The sequence below is a fragment of the Nonomuraea sp. NPDC051941 genome (assembly GCF_044593615.1).
This window is the reverse complement of record NZ_JBIUCF010000001.1, coordinates 650,626-673,562: the sequence shown is the minus strand read 5'-3', so window position 1 is coordinate 673,562 and position 22,937 is coordinate 650,626. Positions and strand designations below refer to the sequence as shown.

Genomic DNA, 22,937 nt, shown 5'->3' with positions numbered 1-22,937 from the left:
AGCCCACCTGACGGGCGGCCCTGAAGGCGCTCATCTGACGGGCGGGCCGGATGGTGCCCACCTGACGGGCGAGCCCGAGGGAGCCCACCTTACGGGCGGGCCCGAGGGCGGTCACTTGACGGGCTGGCCCGTGTAGGAGGCGCGCAGGCGGAGGAGGGCGCCTCGGTCGTACTCCTCCATCGCGTGCGCCAGCCACCCCGCCGCCCTGGCCACCGCGAAGATGGCCTCGCCCGCGCCGCTCACCATGCCGCTGACGGCGGTGAGGATGGCGAGGGCGAAGTCGACGTTGCGCTCCGGGAGGCGGCGCCTGCGCATCTCCTCCAGGACGGACGTCCCGGCGGCGATCCGGTCGTGCCCCGGCGCCGCCTCCTTGACCAGGTCGAGCAGGAGGGCGCCGCGCGCGTCGCCGTTCTTGTAGACGCTGTGGCCGAAGCCGGGGATGCGCTCGCCTCGGCGTACCCGCTCGGCGATCGCCCGGGCGGCCTGGTGCGGCTCGGCGACCTCGGCGAGCAGGCGTTCGGCGCCGTACGACGCGCCGCCGTGCAGTGGGCCGCCCAGCACGCCGAGCCCGGTCAGCACGACGGCGTACGGGTCGGCCTTGGCGGAGGCGGCGACCCTGGCGGCCAGGGTGGAGGCGGCGAGCTCGTGGTCGGCGAGCAGGACCAGGGCGGCCTGGACGGCGTTCAGGAGGCCGGGGGTGGCGGGGTGGGGGCACAGGCGGGACCAGAGCCGCTCGGCGATCGAGTCGCCTTGGGGCTCGCTGAGCTGCGGGAGCGCGTCGACCAGGCCCGCGATCATGCGGCGGCCGGTCGCGGCTACGGAGGCGGGGTCGAGCTGGTAGCGCAGGGAGTCGGAGGCACCCAGGACCGTGGTGATCACCTGCAGCCGGTCCAGGGGCAGGAGGTCATCGGGGAGGCCGCGCTGGGCGGTCACGGCCGCCCGCAGCGCATCGTCCTCGCACCGCCACGGCTCCGGCCATCGGATCCGCACCCCTTGGGCGCTCGGCCCTGTGGTGGGGTGGGGGGCCGCATGAGGGCCCGAGGCGGCAGGTCCCGCCACGCGACGCGGGTCCCCTTGGTGATCGGACGGACGCGGGTCCCCTTGAGTGGTGGAGGGGTGCGGGTGCCCTTGGCGGGCGGGGAGAGCGGGCGGAGGTGCGTCCGCCGACGTGGCGGACGGGTGCGGGTCCCTTTGACGGGCGGGGGCTGCGGGCGAGCGCGGGTCCGTTTGGCGGGCGGGGGTGGCAGACGGGCGTGGGTCCGCCGGTGTGGTGGGCGAATGTGGGTGCGCTGGTGTGGTGGGCGGGTGCAGGTGTGGCGGGGTGGTGGGCGGGTGTGGGGGTGCTGGGGTGGTGGGCGGGTGTGGGGGTGCTGGGGTGGTGGGGGTGGGAGGGGGTGGGGAGTGCCAGAGGGCGGGGTCGGCGGTCCAGAGCCAGGCAGCGACCGTTTCGAAGTCGCTGGTGAGCGCCAGCCCCAGCGCGTCGAGGCCCCGGTAGTGGGGCCGGTCCACGCCCAGGGCCGTGATGGCCGACTCGATGACGAGCTCCGGCGGCTGGCTCCGGGGACGGCCGCGGCGGGCGAGGCGCTCGATCTCCTCCGCCGAGAAGAGGCTGCGCCGCCCGTCGTCACTGTGCCGCCGCTGCAGCACCCCCCGGCTCACGTACGCGTACAAAGTGGCCGGTTTGACGCCGAGACGCTCGGACGCCGTGGCCGCGTCGATCCAATCCACGTCGGCGAGTCCCTCCGAACCCCAACAGGATGGTTGATGAAAATCAATATTGATACACGTTGAAAGAGCATGTCAACGTGAAGGCATGCCAAAAGTTCACTTCCTCGATGTGACCAACCGGGACGGCGTGCAGACCGCGCGCACCGGCCTGTCGAAGTTCGGCAAGACCATGGTCAACTTCTATCTGGCCAAGCTCGGCGTGGCGCAGTCCGAGATCGGGTTCCCCTTCCTGTTCCACGAGGTCCCGTACGTCAAGGCGCAGGTGGCGCTGGCCGAGGCGGGGGCGTTCGGCGGGTTGCGGCTGTCGGGCTGGTGCCGAGGTGTGCCGCAGGACGTCGAGAAGGCGGCCCCGCTCGGGCTCAGGCACTACAACCTGTCCATCTCGACGTCCGACTACATGATCCAGAACAAGTTCCGGGGACGGCTGGACAGGGGCGCGATCGTCAGGGAGATGACGGCCGCGGTGCGCACGGCCAAGGCCGCGGGCGCCGAGACGGTGGGGGTCAACGCCGAGGACGGTTCGAGGACGGACGACGGGTTCCTGCTGGAGTTCGCGCTGGCGGCCAAGGAGGCGGGCGCCGACCGGGTGCGTTACTGCGACACGATCGGCGGCGACACGCCCGACAGGATCCGCGAGCGCCTCGCCAAGCTGGCCGCCGCCACCGCGATGCCGGTCGAGACCCACTGCCACAACGACCTGGGCATGGCCGTGGCCAACTCCGTCTCGGGCGCCCTCGGCGACCTCGACGCCGGGCAGGACGCGTGGATCAACACGTGCGTGAACGGCATCGGCGAGCGCTCCGGCAACGCCGACCTGCTCTCGACCGTCCTGGCCTTCCGGCACGGCTTCGGGCTCGACGCGGAGATCGGCGACGCCCTCGACCTGTCATGGGCGCGCAGGTTCGGCCTGTGGGCCGGTTACGCGTTCGGGCAGCCGCTGCCGTACAACCAGGTCGGGGTGGGACGCAACGCGTTCGCGCACGAGAGCGGCATCCACGCCGACGGCGCGCTCAAGGACCACGGCCACTACGAGCTGTACGACGAGGCCACACTGGGCCCGTTCCCGCAGGACTGGCACGCGCGGGACGGCCGGGTGGTGCTGACCGGTGAGTACGGCGGCAAGGCCGGTTTCCGGCACGTCATGGACGGGCTGGGCGTGGAGGTCCGCGAGGAGGACCTGGCGTTCCGGCTGGTGCAGCTCTGCAACGCCATGACCGGCCGCCCGCTCACGGACGACGAGCTGCGCCTGATCGCCGCGTACCCGCGGGAGCTGTCCCTGCTGTTCCCCGGCTACGACAACCCCTAGCCGGGCGCACGCGCAGGAAGACGAACGGCGAGCTCACACCCCGACCCGGCAGTTCGTCATCTTTCCGAGCGTGCGGGAGTACTGCCGCGCCGCACACCTAGTTGTTGACCTCTTCTGTCCCGGACTTCCCACGATCAACAGGTAGTTGTACTTTTCGCACGGTGAGACCTTTATGTGTCCGATCGCTCGCGGCCATCGCGCTGGTCGCCGCGAGCCTCCTCGTAGCGACTCCGGCCGATGCGGCGTCCACGCCCTCCGCGGAAGTGCTCTTCGACGGAGGCAACGAGGCCTACGTCAACGGCGCCTACCGGGTCGACTACCACTCCTTCCGCGCGCCGGCCGTGATCCGTACCAAGGGGAACACGGTCATCGCCTTCGCCGAAGGCCGGGTCGGCGACAACGACGATTACGGCAACATCGACCTCATCTACAAGACCTCCAGGGACTCCGGCAAACCCGGCACCTGGTCCGGGATCAAGGCGGTGGCCACCGGGTGGCCGGACGCCGTCGGCAACCCCACCGCGGTCTTCGACGGGCAGACCGTCTACCTGTTCTTCAACCGGATGGCGGCCAGTTGGACGAGCGTCGGCGACTTCGACAGCTGGGACGACCGCGCGGTGTGGGTGGCCTCGTCAGCCACCGACGCCAACGGCCTGCCCACCGGCGGCTGGACCCTCATCGACAAGACCGACACGCTCAAACCGCACAAGGACCCGAGCGATCCGTTGAACAGGAGATGGTTCAACGACTCGATCGGCCCCGGCGCCGGCATCAAGATGACCGACGGAACGCTGGTCATCCCGGCCAAGTGGCGCAACATCTACAAGCGGCCAGGGGATACTGACTGGCACTACCAGGAGTTGACGAACACCGACGTCACCAAGACCGACGAGGCCACGATCCTGCAGCGGTTCAGCGGCGACCTGTATCGCAACGATCGTGCCAGGTTCGCCAACGCCGGCGATCCGCCGCTGCTCAAGCGACTGGTCGCCACCGGCACCCTCGACAGCCGCTTCTCCGGCTACGCCGATCACCTCGAGCCGGACGGCCGTGTCCTGCCCGATCCCGACTGCCAGGCCTCGACGCTGCGCTTCGCCGGGTCGCCGAACCGGATCCTGTTCCTCGGCCCCCACCCGGGCGGCGACTCCCGTAGCCGGACCCCCATGCGCGTCTGGATGAGCTACGACGACGGCGTCGGCTGGCCGTACACCCGCCTGCTCGGCGACTTTCCCGCGCCCCAGCCGAAGGGACGGGACGGCAGGCCGAACGTGAACGGGGTCGAAGGGGGCTACTCCAGCATGCTGCAGACCGCCGACAATCAGGTCGGCGCGGCCATCGAGTGGGGCGAGCAGAACAGTTCGGGCAGCGACAAGAACATGAGCATCATCTTCCGCCGCTTCCACCCCACCTGGGTCGCCAACGGCCGCCCGGAACCGCCGCCGGCATAGCCGTCGCCTTGGCTGCCGCAGCGCTCACCGCCCACGACGCGCCGACCTGACAAAGCACTACTGGAGGCTGTCCTCGCCCGTCTCGGGGAGGGCGAGCAGGCAGAGCAGGCTCAGCAGGGCCATCGCCGAGACGTACGCGCCGACGCCCATCACGCCCACCCCGCCGGCCTGCAGGCTCGTGGCGACCAGCGGGGGCACCGCGCCGCCGAGCACGCCGCCCAGGCTGTAGGCCACCGAGGCGCCGCTGTAGCGGTACTGGGTCTTGAAGAGCTCCGGCAGGTACGCGCCCATCGGCCCGAAGACCAGCCCCATCAGGCCGAGCGCCCCCGCCAGCGCCACGCCCACCAGGAACACGGACCCGGTCTCCATCAGCGGGAACATCACCAGCCCCCACACGACGGCCACGCCCGTCCCGGTGAGCAGGGTGCGGCGGCGGCCCAGCCGGTCGGAGACCATCGCGGAGACCACCGTGCCCGCGGCCATGAACACGACCCCGACCATGGTCAGGCCGAGCATGGTGGTCTTCGGGATCTTGAGCGCGGTGGTGCCGTACGCCAGGCAGTAGGTGGTGGCGGTGTAGAAGAGCGTGTAGGCGACGGTCATGGCGCCGGCGCCGAGGAGCACGCGCCGCCACTGCTGCCGCAGGAGGGCCACGATCGGCACCTTGGCGATCCGGTGCTGGTCCATGGCCGCCTGGAAGACCGGCGTCTCGGAGATCTTGAGCCGTACGTACAGGCCGACGATCACCAGCAGCAGGCTCGCCACGAACGGCAGCCGCCACCCCCACGCCCCGAACTGCTCATCGCTGAGCGTCTCCCCCAGCACGAGGAACAGCCCGTTCGCCACGATGAACCCGGCCGACGGGCCGAGCTGCGGGAACATCGCGTACAGCCCGCGCCTGCCGGGCGGCGCGTGCTCGGTGGCCAGCAGCGCCGCCCCGCCCCATTCGCCCCCAAGCCCGATGCCCTGCGTGAACCTCAGCAGCACCAGCAGCACAGGCGCGATCACGCCGATGGCCGCGTAGCCGGGCAGCAGCCCGATGGCGACCGTGGAGAGCCCCATCACCAGCAGCGACACCACGAGCATGGACTTGCGGCCGACCCGGTCGCCCCAGTGCCCGAACAGGGCCGAGCCGAGCGGGCGCGACAGGAACGCCACCGCGAAGGTCGAGAACGCCGCCAGGTTGCCCGCCACCGGATCCATGCCGGGGAAGAACGCGGTGTCGAGCACCAGGGCCGCCGCGGTGCCATAAATGTAGAAATCATAGAATTCGATCGCCGTGCCGACGAGGCTGGCGGCCGCGATCCTTGACCGGCTGGGTGCGGCGATTTGGGGGGACGTTGTCACATTTGTCTCACTATGCGGAATAGCGTCTTGTGAAGCGATACGAAGAAGCTATCACCAGCGGAAAGACACCTCTGAAGGGAACGGATTTTGGCTGTCGATCTTGTCATCTTCGACTGCGACGGAACGCTCGTGGACAGCGAGCCGATCTCCGTACGCGTGGGCACGGCGGCGCTGCGCCGCCTGGGCTGGTCGATTGACGAGACGGAGTACATCGAGCGGTTCGTGGGCTGCACGAACGACTACTGGGAAGAGCAGGTGGGCGAGACCCCGCCGGGCTGGCGCGATCAGCTCAGAGCCGAGTACATGGCGGCGGTCAAGGCCGAGCTGCGCACGGTCCGAGGCATCGAGGAGGCGCTCGACCGGCTCACCGTGCCGAGCTGCGTGGCCTCGAACGGCCGGCACAGCGTGATCCGCCACAGCCTCGAGCTCGTGGGGCTGGCCGGGCGGTTCGACGGGCGGGTGTTCAGCGCCGAGGACGTCGCCAGGGGCAAGCCGGAGCCGGACCTGTTCCTGCACGCGGCGGCCACGCTGGGGGCCGAGCCGGAGCGGTGCGTGGTGGTGGAGGACAGCCCGTTCGGGGTGACCGCGGCGATGCGCGCGGGCATGCGCTGCCTGGCCTTCGCCGGCGGCCTCATCCCCGGCGACCGCCTCGCCGGTCTGGGCGCCACCCTGTTCCACGACCCGGCCACGCTGCCGGAGCTGATCACCTCACTCGAACGCTGAGTCGTCACCCCTGGCGGGTACGGCCGTTCTCGTCCAGGTAGTCGCGCCACGACCGCTTCGGGGTCCAGCCCAGCAGGCGGTGGGCCTTGTCGCACGAGATGCCCGAGGAGTCCGGGCGGGAGATCGGCCGCAGCTCGATCCGGTCGCCGTAGTGCTCCCGCAGCTTGACGGCGAAATCGTGCCCGCCCGCGTTGTCGGGCGCGGCGATGTAGAACACCTCGTGCCCGGGCAGGTCGGACTCGACGGCCAGGACGATCGCGTCCGCGAGGTCGTACACGTCGGTGTAGCTCCACAACCCGGCGCCGATCAAGGCGGCGTCGCGGACCTGCGGTCCGATGTTGCGCTCGTAGTTGCCCTCGTGCTGCACCCAGCTCGGCCGCAGCGAGATGCACCTGATGTCGGAGCGGCGCACCGCGGCGTCCATGAGCTGCTCGCCGAAGTGCTTGGACAGCGCGTACGGGTCCTGCGGCCGGGCCGGGTGCTCCTCGTCCACCGGCGCGTAGTCGGGCAGGAAGGGCCGGTCGGCGAAGAAGTAGCCGGGGACGGTCTCGCTGGAGATGTTCACGAACCGGGGGACGCCGAGGCGGATCGCCGCCTCGATCATGTTGAACGTGGCCATCAGGTTGTTCTGGAAGACCACGTGCGGCGCGTTGGCGGTGGGGTCGGGGATGGCGGCGGCGTGCACGACCGCGTCGGCCCCGTGGACCACGGCGTACGCCTGCCCGGCGTCGGTCAGCTCGGCCTGCTTGTAGGCGGGTTCGCCGGGCTCGTGCCGCTCCCAGATCGGGCGCGTGAGATCCACGCCGGTCACCTCGTGACCGGCCTCGGCCAGCGCCTTGACGGCCGCCCGGCCGACCTTGCCATGGGCTCCGGTGACGACGACGCGCATGGGTTCCACTCCTTCATGGGGTTCGTGCGAGCAATCTACGCGAGATCGCTCGGCCGTCGCCGCTCAGCCCACCCCTGTCAGCGACACGGTGGATCCGGCGCGGGTCTTGGTGACCTTGAGCTGCGCCGTGATCCTCGACCGCAGCTCGGCGACGTGGCTGACGATGCCCACGGCCCGCCCGCCGTCGCGCAGCCCGTCGAGGATGTCCAGCACGCCGTCGAGGGTGTCCTCGTCGAGGGTGCCGAAGCCCTCGTCCACGAAGAGCGTGCCCAGCTCGGTGCCCCCGGCCTCGGCCGTGACGACGTCCGCGAGCCCCAGCGCCAGCGCCAGTGACGTGATGAAGCTTTCACCGCCGGACAGCGTGGCCGGGTCTCGGTCGACGCCGGTCCACCCGTCGGCCACCCGCAGCCCCAGCCCGCCCCCGGAGCGCCCCCGGGACCCGGCCGTCTTGCGCAGGTCGTGGCGCAGCAGGTAGCGGCCTGCCGACATGTGGTCGAGCCGTTCGTTCGCGGCGTCCACCACCTGCCGTAGCCGCTCCCCCAGCACATACGACGACAGGCTCATGCTCCACTGGTTGTCGCCGGACGTGCCGCTGGCCAGCGCCGCCATGCGCTCGGCCAGCCGGTGCCGCTCGGCCGCCGGGCGCCAGCGCTCGATGCGATCGGACAGCTCGCCGTGCAGCTGGGCCAGCCGCTCCGCCCTGGCCACGGCCCGGTCGCGCGCGCTGGACAGCCTCGTGTGCGCCTCCTCCAGCCGGTCGCGCTCGCTCCCGATCGAGGCCAGGTCGGGCGCGGGCGCGGCGGCTGCCGCGACCAGCTCGGGGTCGGCCAGGACGCTCGTGACGGCGGCGTGCTCGTCGTCCAGCCGCCGCAGCGCCTCCGCCCGCCGCTCCCGCTCCACGGGACTCCGGAACGCCGCATCCGCCTCCGGCACGTCCGCGAACCCGGCCTCGGCCGCCGCCTCCTCCGCGGCCCGCCGGGCCCTGCCCAGCTCGTCGATGGACGCCACCGCCGCCTGCGTGGCCTCCAGGGCCTCCCGCAGCAGCCCAGCCTCGTCGTGCAGCCTCGACAGGCGCGCGGTCAGGGTGGGATCCTCGCCCCGCGCCGCGTCCAGCCGGGCGCCGAGCCGTCCGGCGTCGCCGCTCAGCTCCTCATGACGGGTGCGGTACGAGGCCAGCCGCGCCTCGACCCGGCGCCTCTCCTCCTCCAGCTCCAGGCGCTCCCGGCCGAGCGCCGCCGCCTCCCGGGCCAGCACCGGCTCCCCGTCCGCCGACGCCCGCAGCCTGCGCAACTCCCCCTCGGCCCGCGCCAGCACACCCCGCCCGTCCAGACGTGCGGACTCCGGGTCCGGGTCTGCGGTGGGCAGGGTCGTCTGGAGGAGGCGGGTGCGTTCGGACTCCAGGTGGGTGTGGTGGGCGCGGTGGCCGGCGAGGGTCTCGGCGATCTCCCTGGCCTGGTCCCTGACCCGTTCGCGCTCGATCTCGACGCGTTCGAGCGCCGCGGCCAGGGCGGGCTCGCGGTCGGCCACCGCCTCGAGGCGGGCCAGCTCCTGCTCCGCCCCCAGCACCTGCGCCTCGGCCGTATCGACGTCCAGACCCCCGGTGGCCTCGACCGCGTCGGCGTGCCGGGACTCCAGGGAGGCCAGGGCGCGTTCGGCGGCCTCGCGCTGGGACAGGGCGGCTTCGTGGGCGCTCTCGGCCTCGTGCTCGTCGTCGGCCGACGGCGCGCTGGGGACCGGGGAGGCGGGATCGGGGTGGTGGTCGGAGCCGCAGACCGCGCAGGGCCGGCCGTCGGACAGGTCACGGGCCAGCTCCGCCGCCATGCCGTCGATGCGCGCCTGGCGCAGGTCGAGCCAGCGTTCGCGGAGCGCCTGGGCGTGGTCCACGAGCGCCTGGTGGGCGGCGGCGGCCGCCTCCAGCTCAGCGGCGAGGGCTTCGCGGCGGTGGGTGGCCTCCAGCGCGGCCCTGGCGGCGTCGAGGCCCGCAGACGCCGCGGGGATGGCCGCCGCCTGCGTCTGCACGTCGGCGAGGGCCGCGGCGGCGTCGGCGATCCGCTCGGGCAGCTCGGCCTCGGCGGCGGACACCTCGGCCTCGCGCTGCGCCAGCGCGTCGAGCTCGGCCGCCAGCCTGGCCAGCTCGTCGTCGATCTCGATCAGGTGGGCGGCGGCGTCGCGTACGGCCTGCGCGGCCGGGATCCTGGCGGCGTCCATGCGCGCCTCGGCCAGCCTGCCCTCGGCCCGCTCGAGGAGGGCGGGCAGGGCGGCCAGCCGCGCGCTGACGGCCTCGTCGGCGCCGACCAGCTCGGCCAGCTCCTCTTCCACGCGCAGCAGGTCACGCCGGACCACCGACAGCCGGGCCTCCTCGGCGAGCAGCTCCGACAGCCGCGCGATCTCGGCCTGCCGCTCCCGCTCCAGCGCGGCCAGCTCGGCCGCCGACGGCTCACCCGTCGGCCACCCGCCCGGCACGGGCCCGACGACAGCCGAGCCGCCCGGTGAGTGGCCGGTGGCGTCGGCCGCCTGCCGGGCGAGCAGGGGGCGGGCCCGGGCGAGGGCATCGGCGGCGAGGGCGCGTGCCTTGGCGGCGGCCTCCGAACGCTGCCTGACCGCCGTGATCAGAGGCAGCACCCGATCGGCCCTGGCCGCGTCGTCGAGGATGGCCTGCAGGTCGGCCCGTTCGTCCGCCCGCTCGTCAAGGGTGCGGCGCATGGTGAGCGCCTCGGCGTGCCGGCGCTGCCGGTCGGCCAGCGCGGCGGCCTGCTCGAACCGCAGCCGCGCCGAACGCGCGGCCTGCCCGGCCGTCTCGTGCTCCTCGCCCGCCCGGCCCACGACGGCCCGCGCGGCGTCGAGCAGCCCCCCCGCCCATCGCAGGGGATCATCCTCGGGCTCGAAGGCCTCGTCCAGGTCGTCGCCCGCCGCCTCCTCGACCCGCTGGACGGCGAAGTCGACCTCCTGCCGGAGCTCCTGCGCCTCCCGGAAGGCCAGCTTGCGGTGCTCGGCCAGCCACGACTCCGCCTGGGTGAAGACCTTGACCGAGAACAGCCGCTCCAGCAGCCTGCGGCGCTCCTCCCCCTCGGCCCGCAGGAACTTGGCGAAATTGCCCTGAGGCAACATCGCCACCTGGCAGAACTGGGCGGCGTTCATGCCCAGCAGCCCGCCGATCAGGTCGCCCGCCTCGTCCAGCCGGGTGGTCAGGCCCTGCCACTCCGACCCGCGCCACTCCGAGACGACGACCTTGGGCTTCTCCTCGGTGAACCCCGTCCCGCGCAGCTTGGGCCGCTGCCAGGACGGCGAGCGCTGGATGCGGAGTAACCGCCCGCGGATGGTGACCTCCAGCGTGACCGAGGGCCCGGCCGACGGCGGGGCGTGGTCGCAGCGCAGGCTGCGGGCGTCGTTGCGCTGCGGGTCGGGCACCTGACCGTAGAGGCCGAAGCAGAGCGCGTCGAGGATGGTGGTCTTGCCCGCCCCCGTGGGCCCCTGGATCAGGAACAGGCCCGCCTCGGCCAGCGCGTCGAAGTCGACCGTCTCGGTGCCCGGGAACGACCCGAACGCCGTCAGCGAGAGCCGGTGCGGCCGCATCTACGCCATCGTCTCCTTCACCCTCGACGCCTCGATGGCCTGTCTTAGCAGGTCTTCCTCGTCACGTGCGGCAGGCTCGCCGCGTACTTCCCTGACGAAATCGAGGGCCACCTCCGCCTCCGGCCGCCCGCTCAGCCGTACGGGCTGGGCGGCGGGCGCGGCGCCGACCGGGTCGAAGGAGAGGGCGAGGGTGTGGGGGAAGCGGGCGCGGAGCCGGTCCATGGCCGATTTGGGGCGGACGGCGTCGGTGAGGGTGACGTGCAGCCAGTGGTCCTCGTACGGGGTGTGCCGGGCAGAGGTCAGCAGCTCCTCCAGGTCGCCCCGCAGCCGCCCCACGGGCCGCGGCACCGGCGCCGGCACGAAGTCGGCCGCCGCGTCCGTCCCCGGGCCGAGCGTGACCAGCCACGAGCCCTTGACGTGGCCGACCTCCGAGAACGAGTAGGCCAGCGGCGACCCCGAGTAACGCACCGTCTCCGACATGCGCTGCCGCCCGTGGAGGTGGCCCAGCGCGACATAGGACACCCCGTCGAAGGCCGACAGCGGCACGTGGGCCACCCCGCCCACGCTGATGTCGCGCTCGCTGTCGCTGGCCTGGCCCCCGACGACGAAGCAGTGCGACAGCACCACCGAGGCGCGGTGGCGGGCGGCGTCGGCCCTGACGCGGTCCATCGCGTACGTGAGGGCGGCCGTGTGGCTCCGGTCGGGCAGCTCCCATGCGTGGCGGACCAGCTCGGGCTCCAGGTAGGGGATGCCGTAGAAGGCCACGTCGTCGATCAGCACCGGCTCCCAGGAAAGGTCGGGCGAGGTGCGTACGTGCACCCCGGCGGCCTCGAAGAGGCCCGAGCCGAAGCGCAGCCGCAGCGCCGAGTCGTGGTTGCCGCTGATCAGCACCACCCGCGCCCCCGCCGCGCGCAGCCGCCCGAGCGCCGAGTCCAGGAGCGCGACCGCGTCGACCGGCGGCAGCGCGCGGTCGTAGACGTCGCCCGCGACCGCCACCACGTCGACCCGCTCCGCCCGGACCGTCTCCACCAGGTGGTCGACGAACGCCTCCTGCGCCGAGAGCAGGCTCTCGCGATGGAACGAGCGCCCCAGATGCCAGTCTGAGGTGTGCAGGATCCGCATGTCGCAGGAAGCTAACAGCTCTCACCGACAAATGCGGCCTCATCTGTCCCGCGGGCCGGGAGTAGGCTAGAAGATCGGCGGGCAAACCAACGCACATGGGGAGGCCGATGCGCACTGGCCGTGGCACCTTGAGCGTCGCCGCCGGTCTGGTGCTGGTGGCTCTCGCGACGGTCGGATACGTGCTGCCGCCCGCGTTCGATCCGCCGCCGCTCAAGGTGGATCCAGCCTTCCAGACGATCCCGGCGCAGCCCACGAGCGAGCTGCGGCCGGTGGTGGCGGTCGATCCCGTCCGCAGGGAGGAGATCTCCGTCTCGGCGGAGGGTCAACGCCTGGACGGAACGCTCCGGTTGCCGGTGACGCCCGGGCGGCACCCGGCGATGGTGTTCGTGTCGGGGTCGGGCAACGGGTCGCGGACGGAGTTCACGCCGCAGGCGGAGTTCCTGGCCAAGGCGGGCGTGGTGACGATCGCGTTCGACAAGCGCACGGTCGGCTACAACTTCCGCCAGCGGGACTTCTCGCTGCTCGCCGACGACGCCCTGCGCATGGTGGAGCTCCTGCGCACGCGTCCCGAGGTCGACCCGGCCCGCATCGGCCTGTGGGGGGTCAGCGAGGGCGGCTGGGTGGTGCCGATCGCCGCGGCGAAGAGCACGGCGGTGGGGTTCGTGATCCTGGTGTCGTCCCCGAACGTCTCCCCGCTGCGCCAGGTCGCCTGGGCGCTGAACGAGCAGCTGCTCCGGCTGCGGGCCCCGATCGGCGCCCGCGACCTGCTGACCAGGGCCATGGGCGGGGTCGGCTTCAACTTCCTCAGATATGACGCGCTGCCGGCATTAAGCGGGATCAAACAGCCGGTCCTGGCCTTCTACGGCACCACCGACCCCTCGATCCCGTTCGTCGAGTCCACCCAGGCGCTCGTCAAGGGCATGAACAAAGCGGGCAACGACGACTACACGATCCGCTTCATGGCCAAGGGCGACCACGCCATGCGGGTGAACGGCGGCCCCTTCACCAAGGGCTACCTGGAAACGTTGGCCAACTGGATCACCGGCCTGCCCGGCACCGCGCGGCCCGCCCTGCACATGGCGGGCGCCACGCCGGTGCAGCGGTTCGAGGCCAGCGACGTGCCGGCCGCCCCCTGGTACGCGGGCGGCACGATGCTCGGGCTGACGATCTGCCTGGCCGCCGTCGGCTACGTGGCGGGCCCCGTCGCGGCCATGGTCGTACGCCTGCGCGGCCGTCCCCAGGTCCCCGCCGAGACGAACGCCAGGCTGTGGCCCCCGATCAGACGCCGGCTCAGCCGGATGGTCTGGACGGGCCTGGGCCTGCTGGCCTCGGTGATCGCGTTCATCACCTTGCTGGTGCTGTTCTCGGTCAACCAGGCGGGCGCCTGGCCGGCCGTGCTGGCCGGCTGGCTCATCGTGCGGCTGCTCGCGGCGCTCATGCTGATCCAGGAGGTGACGGCGGTGGCGGCGTTCGTGTCGGCGCTGCGCGAGGGCATGCGGCCCGGCCGCTGGCAGCACGTGGCGGTCGCCGGCGTGCTGGGCGGCACGGGGCTGCTGCTGGTGGCGGCGGCCTACTACGGGCTGTTCTCTTTCCCCTGGTAGACGTACGCATCCATCCAGCGGTCCAGCTCGGCGAAGACCTGCTTGCGCGCCGGCTCCGCCGACAGCACCAGGTCGTGCAGGCCGTCCGGGATGCGCACGCACGTGACGTGCGGGCCGAGCGAGGTGGCCCAGCGGGCGATGTGCTGGGGATCGAGCACGATGTCCGCCGAGCGGGCCTCCGGGACGAGGTCGCTTACCCGCAGCCCGTTGGTGGAGGCCAGCACGAGGACCGGCACGTCCACCGCGAGCCCCGCCTGCAGCCGCCGCTGCGCCCGGCGGATGGCGGCCAGCCACATGGCGTGCACGGAGAAGCCGCCCAGCGGCTTGAGCTCCAGGTCGTAGTCCCACTCGCCGCCCTCGCTGCGGTGCAGCGTCTGCCCGTAGACGGTGCTGACCCCCAGCGGGAGCGCCCACCGCGTGTACGAGAGGGGCGTCTTGAACAGGTCGGCTGCCATGCGCAGCGGGGCGGGCACGTTCAGGTCGAAGAACGGGCTGTTGAGCACCATCCCCTGCACCAGCCCCCGCCCGCGGACCCGGTCGGCCCACAGTGAGGCGACCAGGCCGCCGGTCGAGTGGGCGTTGATCGTCAGCTCGTCGTGGTCCTGCCTGACGATGCGGACGGCCTCGTCGATCTCGGGGAAGTAGTCGGTGACGCTCCTGATCAGGCCCCTGGTCTGGTGGGGCAGCAGCGAACGCCCGTATTTGCGCAGGTCGAGAGCGTAGAAGTCGATGCCGCGCTGGATGTAGTGGTCGGCGAGGTGGTCCTGGAAGAAGTAGTCGGTGAACCCGTGCAGGTAGAGCACCGCCCTGCGGGATCCCGCCTTCCTGGAGACCAGCGTCGCGACGACCTCGCCCTCGAAGTCGTCCGGCAGCTGCAGCACGGTGATCTCGTACATGCTAGACACCATAAGGATTGTCCGGCCATGACGGGACACCGGGCGGCAGATCCTCGCTCACCCGCATCGGGAAGTCCGCCGGGCGCTTCTCCAGGAACGCCGTCACCCCCTCGACCGTGTCGGGCGCGCCGCCCAGCTCGGCCATGACGCGCGAGTCGGCCGCGTGCGCCTCCCACGGCGAGGACGCCGACAGGCCCGACCACATCAGCCTGCGGATGGCGGCCACGGAGACGGCCGAGGTGTTGTCGGCGATCTCGCGGGCCAGCGCGTACGCCGCCGGCAGCAGCTCCTCGGGCGGATACACCCGCGAGACCAGCCGCCCTTCGAGCGCCTCGGAGGCGGGGAAGATCCGGCCGGTCGCGGCCCATTCCATGGCCTGGGCGATGCCGGCGATCCTGGGCAGGAACCAGCTCGACGCGGCCTCGGTGACGATGCCGCGCCGCGCGAACACGAACCCGAACCGGGCCTGCGCCGAGGCCAGCCGGACGTCCATGGGCAGCGTCATCGTCAGCCCGACGCCCACGGCGGGGCCGTTGATCGCGGCGATGACCGGCTTGAGCGAGCGGGCGATCCTGAGCGCGACCGTGCCGCCGCCGTCGCGCGGCACCCCGTCCACCAGCTCACCGCGGGCGCCGTCCGCGCCGTGCGCGAAGGTGTCCCCGCCGCCGCTCAGGTCCGCCCCGGCGCAGAAAGCGCGGCCCGCCCCGGTGACCACCACCGCGCGCACCCCGTCGTCGGCGTCCGCGCGGTCGAACGCCTCGATCAACTCTCCGCGCATCGCAAAGGTGAAGGCGTTCAGCCGCTCCGGGCGGTTCAATGTGACGGTGGCGATCCGGTCGGCGACTTCGTACGCGATTTCGGTGAAGTCTGTTCGGCTACTGATGTTCATCCTCCGATAAAGACATATTTCGTATTAGGTGCGTAGGCTGCCGCCTCTGTAAGAGGCCTATTGTTGTATTTCGGGGAAACGGGGAAGGCGTGCGGCAGGCAAAGGAACCCTCGAGCGCCGGAGCGGTTCTCGGATGGCTGGCGCTGGCGGCGCTGGCGCCCGGGGCGGCCCATCTGCGCGCCGGTTGGCGCAAAACCGGCCTCGCCCTGATCTCCTGCTATGTCGTCGGCCTCCTGGCGCTGGTCGCGTTCGCGCTGACGACCGACAACCTGGTGGGTACGCTCATCGAGCGGATGACGACGATCATCGTGAGCGCCGCCGTGCTGGGCGTGACCTGGTTCGCCGTGATCGTGCACTCGTTCATCGTGCTGCGGCCGGGGCGGCTGCCACAAGGCGGGCAGATCGTCACCGGGACGCTGGCGGGGCTCCTCGCCGTCGCCGTGGTGCTCCCGTTCGGCGTGGTCACGCAGTACGTGTGGACCTTGCAGAGCACGGTCAACGACATCTTCCAGGAGACCCCGTCCGACGCCCCGCCGTCCGACGCCGCCGCCGCGGAGCGGCCGGAGGACCCGTGGGCGGGGCGGCAGCGGGTCAACATCCTGCTCCTGGGCGGCGACGCCGACGACAACCGGATCGGCGTCCGCACCGACAGCATGAACCTGGCCAGCGTCGACGTGAAGACCGGCAACACCGTGCTGTTCAGCCTGCCGCGCAACCTGGAGAACGTGCGTTTCCGCCCCGGCACGCCGATGGCCCAGCACTTCCCCAACGGCTTCCGCCTCCCGCCCGACCCCGGCGGCGGGCGCAGCGACCTGCTCAACAGCGTCTGGGAGTACGCCGACGCGCACCCGGAGATCTTCGGCGGCAAGCAGCGCCAGGGTCCCAGGGTGCTGATGGACACGATCGGCTACACCCTCGGGGTCAAGGTCGACTGGTACGCCCTGGTCAACATGTGGGGCTTCGCCCGCCTCATCGACGCCATCGGCGGCATCACGATCACCGTCGAGCAGGACGTGGTGTTCGGCAAGTACAACGAGGGCCTGGTCAAGGCCGGCACGCGCAAGCTCAAGGGCGCCGACGCCATGTGGTACGCCCGCTCGCGCACGTTCAGCGACGACTACACCCGCATGCGCCGCCAGCGCTGCGTGCTCGGCGCGCTGCTCACCCAGGCGGACCCGGCGACCGTGCTGGCCCGCTTCAACCGGATCGCGCTGGCCACCAAGGAGCTGATCAGGACCGACATCCCGCGGGGGATGCTCAAGAACCTGGTGCCGCTGGCGCTGAAGGTCAAGAACGCCAAGGTGACGAGCGTGCAGTTCGTGCCGCCGCTGATCAACACCGGCTATCCCGACTGGGAGAGGATCCGCACCATCGCGGCGAAGGCGATGCGGGACTCGGGCGAGACCAAGCCGCCCGTCGCCGCCACCGCCTCCGCCGGCCCTTCTCCCAAGAAGACGGCGGCCGCCAAGAAGGCCGGCCAGAGCCCGGCGAAGGGCATCACGGACGGCTGCGACGGCTCGCTCTGACCTCCCGCGATGCTCTGACCTTCCGCGACTTACCCGCGGGCGACGATCCGGCCCACGGGGGCCCCGCCGCCCAGCACGTCCACCTGCTCGAACGCCGCCGCCGTCGAGACGTCGCAGCCCATGCGCCGCAGGACCGCCAGGGCGACGGCCGTGGTGGCGCGCGGGCTGCCGTCGATGACCTTGACCGCCACCGAGTGGCCCGACTCCAGGGCCACCACCAGCACGCCCTCCGCGCCGCCCTTGGCCACGGCGCCGGGCAGCGCCCGCATCAGCTCGGTGTTCTGGTGCCCGGTCCCGCCCACGTACTCGGGGTGCGCGCGCATGGCGTCGGCGACCTGGTGGGGCGCGCTGCCCGGCGCGGCCAGCACCAGGCCCTGCACGGCCCGCGCCAGCCCGGTCAGCGACAGGCCGAACAGCGGCGCGCCGCAGCCGTCCACCGCCACGTGCGCGGTCTTCTCCCCCGCCAGCTCCTCGGTGACCGAACGGACCTGGAGCTGCAGGGGATGGCCGGCCGACAGGTAGCCGGGCACGTCCCAGTCGTTGGCCACGGCGGCGGCGAGCATGGCGGCGTGCTTGCCGGAGCAGTTCATGCGCTCGCGGGACTGGTCGGCGCCCTGCCTGATGAGCCCGTACATGGTGGGGGCGTCCTCCGGCCACGACGGCGGGCACGCCAGCGCGCCGAAGTCCAGGCCGTAGTCGTCGAGGATCTCGCGGACCAGCTCCACGTGGAAGTCCTCGCCCGTGTGGCTGCCCGCCGCGATGGCCAGCCGCGGCCCCGCCAGCGCCGCGCCGGCGGTGAGGCAGGCCAGCGCCTGGAACGGCTTGGCGGACGAGCGCGGCAGCACCGGCGCGTCCACCTTTCCGAGGGCCACCTCGGCACGCCCGGACGGATCCAGGCCGACGGCGCTGCCGTAATGGACGCTCTCCACGAATCCGGAACGGATCACCTCGGCGAGCACGGCGTAGTCAGGCACGAGCGGCTCTCCTCCTGAAAGAGACGGGCTGGCGCGCTTCCAGGGTGCGGGCCAGCTTGGACAGGGACACGTTGACCGCAAGATAGACCAATGCGACGACCAGATACGTCTGGATGAGCAGGCCGTTATAGGCCGCCAGCACCTTGCCGCTGTAGAGCAGCTCGCCGTAGCTGACGACGAAGCCCAGCGAGGTGTCCTTGAGCAGGCCGACGGACTGGCTGATGATCGACGGCAGCACGCGGCGGGCCGCCTGGGGCAGCACGACGAGGCGCATGGTCTGGAGCGGCGTGAGGCCGACGGCCAGGCCCGCCTCGGTCTGGCCGCGTTCGACGGAGTTGATGCCGGCGCGGAAGATCTCGGCGAAGGCGGCCGCGTTCGAGGCCGTCAGGGGCACGACCAGCTTCCAGAACAGCGGCAGGTCCAGGCCGTAGCGCGGCAGCGCGAACAGCACCACGTACACCAGCAGCAGCGCCGGCACGACCCTGACGACCTCGACGTAGGCGGCGGCCGGGACTCGGATCCACCGGCGGTGCGAGAGCCGCCCCAGGGCCAGGACCAGGCCGAACGCCATGGACAGCGCCGCCGACACGATCGCCGCCAGGAACGTGGACCACAGTCCCGTCAGGAGGTAGCGCCACATCGGCCAGGTCGCGTACGGCTGCCAGCGGGCGGCGTCGAGTTGCCCGTTCGCCGCGAACTGCCGCACGGCCAGGACGGCGAGCGCGACGGCGGCCAGGACGCCGAGCACGGTCGCGACGCGGATGCGCCTGCGCGCCTTGGGGCCGGGCTCGTCGAAGAGGACGCTCACCGCAGGATCACCAGCTTGCGTTCGAGCCGGCCGGTGGCGAATCCCACCGCCGCGGCGATCAGCGCGTACGCCAGGCCCGCGCCGACGAAGATCGGGATGGGCTGCGCCTCGACGAGGTTCACCCGGTTGGCGGCGGCCGTCAGGTCCACGACGCCGACGGCTGCGGCCAGGGCGGTGTTCATCGTGGTGGCGATGAAGATGTTGCCGAGCGGCTGGACGACCGTGCGCAGCGCCTGCGGCAGGACCACGTGCCTGAGCGACTGGCCGAACGTCAGCCCGATCGCCCGGGCCGCCTCGCCCTGCCCCCTGCCCACCGAGTTCACGCCGGAGCGCAGGGCCTCGCCGACGTACGCGGCCTCGTACACGGCGATGACCACGATGGCGGTGACCAGCGGCTCGGCCTTGACGCCGATCTCCGGCAGGCCGAAGAAGGCCAGGACGAGCAGGACGAGGAGCGGCAGGTTCTGGAAGGACTCCACGTACCCGGTGCCGATGGCGCGCAGCACCCGCACCGGGCTGACGCGCAGCGCGCACACCAGTGCCCCCAGCACCGCCGCGCCCGCGAAGGACGCGGCGGTGAGCTGGAACGTCACGATCAGCCCCTGCCACAGCTCGGGCAGGTGATCGAGGAGAACGGACATCAGGACCCCGGCACGGAGCCGATCTGCGGCGGCTGGGGAGCGTCGCCGGTCACCACGGTGCCGATGGACTTCTTCCAGATGTCCTGCCAGACCCCGGTGTCCTGGGTCTTCTTCAACCAGTCGTTGACGAACTTCTTGAACTGGTCGTCACCGTGCTTGAGCCCGATCCCGTACGGGTCCACGGTGAACGGCTTGGTCACGATCTCGATCGACGGGTCCTTCTTGGCGTCCGCGATGAGGATCGTCTCATCCTGCACGTAGGCCACGCCCCGGTCCTGCTTGAGCGCCTGGACGCACTCCGGGTCGCTGCCGAAGGTGATGATCTCCGCCTGCGGCGCCAGCTTCTTGATCGCGGGGATGGCCGGGGTGTTCGCGCCCGCCAGGACCTTCTTGCCGTTCAGGTCCTCCGGCTTGGCGATGCCCGTCGCACCCTTCTTCACCGCGATCGTCAGCCCCGAGGTGTAGTACGGGCCCGCGAACGCCACCTGCTTCGCCCGCTCCTCGGTGATCGTGTACGTCTGGAAGACGACGTCCACGGTCCCGTTGGCCAGCAACGCCTCCCGGGTCTCCGACGCCGAGTTGACGATCTTCACCTTGGGCTCGCCCAGGATGTACTTGGCCAGCGCCTTGCCCATGTCCGCGTCGAACCCCTCGACCTCGCCGGTGGCGGGGTTCTGCTGGGAGAGCAGGGGCGCGTCCAGCGAGCCGCCCACGAGGAGCTCGCCGCGCTGTTTGATCTTCTCCATGGTGGAGCCGGGCAGGATGTCGGCCGCCGCCGCGACGGGCGCCTTGGCCAGGACGTCGCTGCCCTTCTCGGACGGCGCTCCGGGCACGGCGGGACTACTCGACTCACCACAGGCCGCCAGCCCTAACAGCGAGACGGCGACGAGGGCGACAAACCTCTTCATGAACGGTCACTTCCTTCGATTTCGAAGATAGGCCGGACCGTAGTGGGAGATTTCGTAGCAAGTCAATACGTTGTCGGCCTAAGTCTGAACATGGTAGGTATCTCACATGAAGCAGCGGCTGCCCGTGCAGGGGGCACAGGGCGACCTGCTGAGACTCGTCGCCACCGGCAAGGCCGAGTCACGCGCCGACCTCGCGCGCTTATCGGGCCTGGCGGCGTCCAGCGTGTCGCTGCGCGTGGAGGAGCTCATCGACGCGGGCCTGCTGGCCGAGGAGGGCTCGGGCACCTCGCGCGGTGGCCGCCGTCCGCGCCGGCTGCGGCTCTCCCCCGGCGCCGGCGTGCTGGCCGTCGCCGACCTGGGCGCCCACCACGTACGCCTCGGCCTGCTGGACCTCAGCGGCACGCCGCTCGTGATCGAGGAACGCGGCTGCGAGATCGCCGACGGCCCGCAGGTCACCCTGGACCACATCGCGGACGCGTTCGACGAGCTGCTGGCCGCCCACGTGCCCCCGTCGGTCCCCCTGCGGGGGGTGGGCACCGGCATCCCGGGCCCGGTGGACCCGTCGAGCCTGCGCGTGGTGACGCCCTCGCGCATGCCCGGCTGGAACGAGTTCCCGGTGGCCGACCACCTGGCCGCCCGCTACGACCTGCCGATCCTCGTCGAGAACGACGCCAACCTGATGGCCGCGGGCGAGGCGCGCTGGTGGCCCGGCAGCCAGAACCTCATGATCGTCAAGGCCGGCACCGGCATCGGCTGCGGCGTCATCGTCAACGGCCACCTGCACCGGGGCAGGGGCGCGGCCGGCGACATCAGCCACGTGCGGGTGCGCTCGGACTCCTCCGTCGTGTGCGCCTGCGGGCATCCGGACTGCCTGGAGGCGTACGCGAGCGGCGCCGCCCTGATGGCGGCCCTGCGCGAGTCCGGCATCGAGGTGACCCGCACGGCGGACATCGTCACCCTGGTCAACGACGCCATCCCGGAGGCCACGAGCCTGGCCCGCACCGCGGGCCGCCGCATCGGCGAGGTCCTGACGGTGCTGGTGAACTTCTTCAACCCGGACGTGGTGGCGGTGGGCGGCAGCCTGTCGGCGGCGGAGCCGCTGATCACCTCGATCAGGGCGGCGGTGTGGGAACGCTGCCTGCCGCTGGCGACGCGCGACCTGGAGATAGCCCCGGCCCGGGGCGGCCGGGACGCGGCCCTGCTGGGCGCCGGCACCCTCCTGCTGGAGGCCGCCCTGGCCTGAAGGAGAACCCTCCCCCGTCCGCGGTGGCCGACCTCCAGACGTGCGGATCGATCAGCCCGGCAGCTTGTACGGCTCACCGCAGAAGTAGCGGTTGAGCGCGTCCACGGCGGCCAGCAGCATCCGCGCGACCGCCCGGTCGTTGCGTTGCACGTTGACCGACAGCGTCATCCGGCGTTCGCCCGTGGCGTCGGCGAAGCTGAAGGTCTGGTAGCCGGGGATGGAGCCGGTCGCGCCCCACGTCTCACCGCAGGTGAGTCCCACCGACTCCAGCCCGAGCCCGTACCGGGGGAAGACCGGGGCCTGTGGCGTGGTGACGCCGGTGCGCATCTGCGTCAGCAGCTTCGGGCCGACGAGGCGGCCGCCGAAGAGCGCCTGGTAGAAGCGGTTCAGGTCGCGGGCGTCGGACACCACTCCGTACGCGGCCCAGGCGAAGGACGGGTTCAGCCGCGTGATGGGCCGCAGCGAGCCCGGCAGGCCGGGGTCGGCGCCCGTGGGCAGGTGGTAGCCGGTGGCGTGCGGGCCGCGGATGCCGTCCCAGGTCGTGGGCAGGTAGGAGCGCGTCATGCCGGCCGGGCGGAAGATCCTCCGGTCCAGCTCGGCGCTCAGCTTGTGGCCCGTCACCTGCTCCACGAGCAGACCGAGCAGGATGTAGCCGGTGTTGGAGTAGGAGAAGCGGCCCCGCTCGGGCCGGGGCAGCCGCTCGGCCTCGTCGATGAGCTGCCGCGGGGTGTAGGTCCGCTTGCCGTACTGCTCGGGGTCGGCGAACTCGGCGGCGTGGTCGTAGGTGGCCAGGCCGCCGGTGTGGTTCAGCAGCTCCCGCACGGTGATCCGGTCGCCGCCGTCGATCTGGCCGGGCAGCCGCTTGCCGATCGGCTCGTCCAGGCTCAGCCTGCCCTCCTGGACCAGTTGCAGGACGACCGCGGCGACCATGCTCTTGGTCACGCTGGCGACCCGGAACCGCGCCTCGCTCGGCATCGGCTCGCGGGTGTCCAGGTCGGCGGTGCCGCCGGTGCCGATCCAGGTGCCGCGGTCGTCGTCGATGCGGGCCAGCACGCCGGGGGCGCCGGCGGCCACGGTCGCGTCGAGCGCCTCCCGCAGCCCGGCGGGCTCTTCGCGCCGCGCCGGCCGCGGATCGGCGGGCTCTTGCTGCTGTGCCTGCCGCGATCCGGCGGGCTCTTGCTGCTGTGCCTGGGCGGCGGCCGGGACGGGTGACAGCAGGCCGGCTACGGCGAGGGCGGCGACCGCCATGCGGGTGCCGTTCGCTGGCGGCATGCTTCTCCTTCGGTGGGGGTCGTGGAAACGATCTCCATCCTGG

Annotated in this window: 18 protein-coding genes; 6 read left to right on the top strand and 12 right to left on the bottom strand. The window is 72.0% G+C overall.

The window, feature by feature from the left end; genetic code table 11:
- Positions 1 to 111: 111 nt before the first annotated feature.
- Positions 112 to 1,728 (bottom strand): citrate/2-methylcitrate synthase, encoded by a 1,617-nt coding sequence (locus ACIHFD_RS03100; protein WP_397365319.1) that lies wholly within the window; start codon positions 1,726 to 1,728, stop codon positions 112 to 114.
- Between the two features lie 85 nt (positions 1,729 to 1,813).
- Between ACIHFD_RS03100 and ACIHFD_RS03095 the strand changes: the two genes are divergently transcribed.
- Both ACIHFD_RS03095 and ACIHFD_RS03090 read left to right on the top strand, forming a co-directional pair.
- Entirely contained in the window at positions 1,814 to 3,034 is a 1,221-nt protein-coding gene (locus tag ACIHFD_RS03095; protein ID WP_397365318.1) for a LeuA family protein, read from the top strand.
- A 161-nt stretch (positions 3,035 to 3,195) separates the two neighbouring features.
- Positions 3,196 to 4,482 carry a sialidase family protein gene (locus ACIHFD_RS03090; protein ID WP_397365317.1) on the top strand — a complete coding sequence of 429 codons (1,287 nt, stop codon included), beginning with the start codon at positions 3,196 to 3,198 and terminating at the stop codon, positions 4,480 to 4,482.
- A gap of 57 nt (positions 4,483 to 4,539) precedes the next feature.
- On the opposite strand, the gene ACIHFD_RS03085 is transcribed toward ACIHFD_RS03090, so the two are convergent.
- Positions 4,540 to 5,829, bottom strand: coding sequence for an MFS transporter (locus ACIHFD_RS03085; RefSeq protein WP_397365316.1), 1,290 nt, complete (start codon positions 5,827 to 5,829; stop codon positions 4,540 to 4,542).
- A gap of 87 nt (positions 5,830 to 5,916) precedes the next feature.
- On the opposite strand from ACIHFD_RS03085, the gene ACIHFD_RS03080 reads away from it, so the two are divergent.
- Positions 5,917 to 6,552, top strand: coding sequence for an HAD family hydrolase (locus ACIHFD_RS03080; RefSeq protein WP_397365315.1), 636 nt, complete (start codon positions 5,917 to 5,919; stop codon positions 6,550 to 6,552).
- A 4-nt stretch (positions 6,553 to 6,556) separates the two neighbouring features.
- On the opposite strand, the gene ACIHFD_RS03075 is transcribed toward ACIHFD_RS03080, so the two are convergent.
- The 3 genes from ACIHFD_RS03075 to ACIHFD_RS03065 are packed head-to-tail and all read right to left on the bottom strand — an operon-like array spanning position 6,557 to position 12,136.
- The gene (locus ACIHFD_RS03075) at positions 6,557 to 7,450 is read right to left on the bottom strand and encodes an NAD-dependent epimerase/dehydratase family protein (RefSeq protein WP_397365314.1); all 894 of its coding nucleotides are present in this window, start codon (positions 7,448 to 7,450) and stop codon (positions 6,557 to 6,559) included.
- Positions 7,451 to 7,504: 54 nt separating this feature from the next.
- Positions 7,505 to 11,014: an AAA family ATPase gene (locus ACIHFD_RS03070; protein ID WP_397365313.1), complete on the bottom strand. Its 3,510-nt coding sequence runs from the start codon at positions 11,012 to 11,014 to the stop codon at positions 7,505 to 7,507.
- A complete protein-coding gene (locus tag ACIHFD_RS03065; protein ID WP_397365312.1) occupies positions 11,015 to 12,136 on the bottom strand; it encodes an exonuclease SbcCD subunit D in 1,122 nt (373 codons plus the stop codon). It abuts the gene before it with no gap.
- Positions 12,137 to 12,243: 107 nt separating this feature from the next.
- Between ACIHFD_RS03065 and ACIHFD_RS03060 the strand changes: the two genes are divergently transcribed.
- Positions 12,244 to 13,737 carry an alpha/beta hydrolase family protein gene (locus ACIHFD_RS03060; RefSeq protein WP_397365311.1) on the top strand — a complete coding sequence of 498 codons (1,494 nt, stop codon included), beginning with the start codon at positions 12,244 to 12,246 and terminating at the stop codon, positions 13,735 to 13,737.
- On the opposite strand, the gene ACIHFD_RS03055 is transcribed toward ACIHFD_RS03060, so the two are convergent.
- A complete protein-coding gene (locus ACIHFD_RS03055; protein ID WP_397365310.1) occupies positions 13,710 to 14,633 on the bottom strand; it encodes an alpha/beta hydrolase in 924 nt (307 codons plus the stop codon). The genes ACIHFD_RS03060 and ACIHFD_RS03055 overlap by 28 nt on opposite strands.
- Position 14,634: 1 nt before the next feature.
- Positions 14,635 to 15,522: a crotonase/enoyl-CoA hydratase family protein gene (locus tag ACIHFD_RS03050; RefSeq protein WP_397365309.1), complete on the bottom strand. Its 888-nt coding sequence runs from the start codon at positions 15,520 to 15,522 to the stop codon at positions 14,635 to 14,637.
- 89 nt (positions 15,523 to 15,611) lie between these two features.
- Between ACIHFD_RS03050 and ACIHFD_RS03045 the strand changes: the two genes are divergently transcribed.
- The gene (locus ACIHFD_RS03045) at positions 15,612 to 17,048 is read left to right on the top strand and encodes an LCP family protein (RefSeq protein WP_397365308.1); all 1,437 of its coding nucleotides are present in this window, start codon (positions 15,612 to 15,614) and stop codon (positions 17,046 to 17,048) included.
- Between the two features lie 29 nt (positions 17,049 to 17,077).
- On the opposite strand, the gene ACIHFD_RS03040 is transcribed toward ACIHFD_RS03045, so the two are convergent.
- The 4 genes from ACIHFD_RS03040 to ACIHFD_RS03025 are packed head-to-tail and all read right to left on the bottom strand — an operon-like array spanning position 17,078 to position 20,379.
- Entirely contained in the window at positions 17,078 to 18,022 is a 945-nt protein-coding gene (locus ACIHFD_RS03040; protein WP_397365307.1) for an asparaginase, read from the bottom strand.
- Positions 18,015 to 18,830, bottom strand: a complete 816-nt coding sequence (locus ACIHFD_RS03035; protein ID WP_397365306.1) for an amino acid ABC transporter permease — start codon at positions 18,828 to 18,830, stop codon at positions 18,015 to 18,017. The genes ACIHFD_RS03040 and ACIHFD_RS03035 overlap by 8 nt, the downstream gene beginning before the upstream one ends.
- The gene (locus ACIHFD_RS03030) at positions 18,827 to 19,471 is read right to left on the bottom strand and encodes an amino acid ABC transporter permease (protein ID WP_397365305.1); all 645 of its coding nucleotides are present in this window, start codon (positions 19,469 to 19,471) and stop codon (positions 18,827 to 18,829) included. The genes ACIHFD_RS03035 and ACIHFD_RS03030 overlap by 4 nt, the downstream gene beginning before the upstream one ends.
- Positions 19,471 to 20,379: a glutamate ABC transporter substrate-binding protein gene (locus tag ACIHFD_RS03025; RefSeq protein ID WP_350722363.1), complete on the bottom strand. Its 909-nt coding sequence runs from the start codon at positions 20,377 to 20,379 to the stop codon at positions 19,471 to 19,473. Before ACIHFD_RS03025 ends, ACIHFD_RS03030 begins: the two co-directional genes overlap by 1 nt.
- A 106-nt stretch (positions 20,380 to 20,485) precedes the next feature.
- On the opposite strand from ACIHFD_RS03025, the gene ACIHFD_RS03020 reads away from it, so the two are divergent.
- On the top strand, positions 20,486 to 21,622 hold the full coding sequence (locus ACIHFD_RS03020) for an ROK family transcriptional regulator (protein ID WP_350722365.1): 1,137 nt from the start codon (positions 20,486 to 20,488) through the stop codon (positions 21,620 to 21,622).
- Between the two features lie 51 nt (positions 21,623 to 21,673).
- On the opposite strand, the gene ACIHFD_RS03015 is transcribed toward ACIHFD_RS03020, so the two are convergent.
- The gene (locus ACIHFD_RS03015) at positions 21,674 to 22,894 is read right to left on the bottom strand and encodes a serine hydrolase domain-containing protein (RefSeq protein ID WP_397365304.1); all 1,221 of its coding nucleotides are present in this window, start codon (positions 22,892 to 22,894) and stop codon (positions 21,674 to 21,676) included.
- Positions 22,895 to 22,937 lie beyond the last annotated feature (43 nt).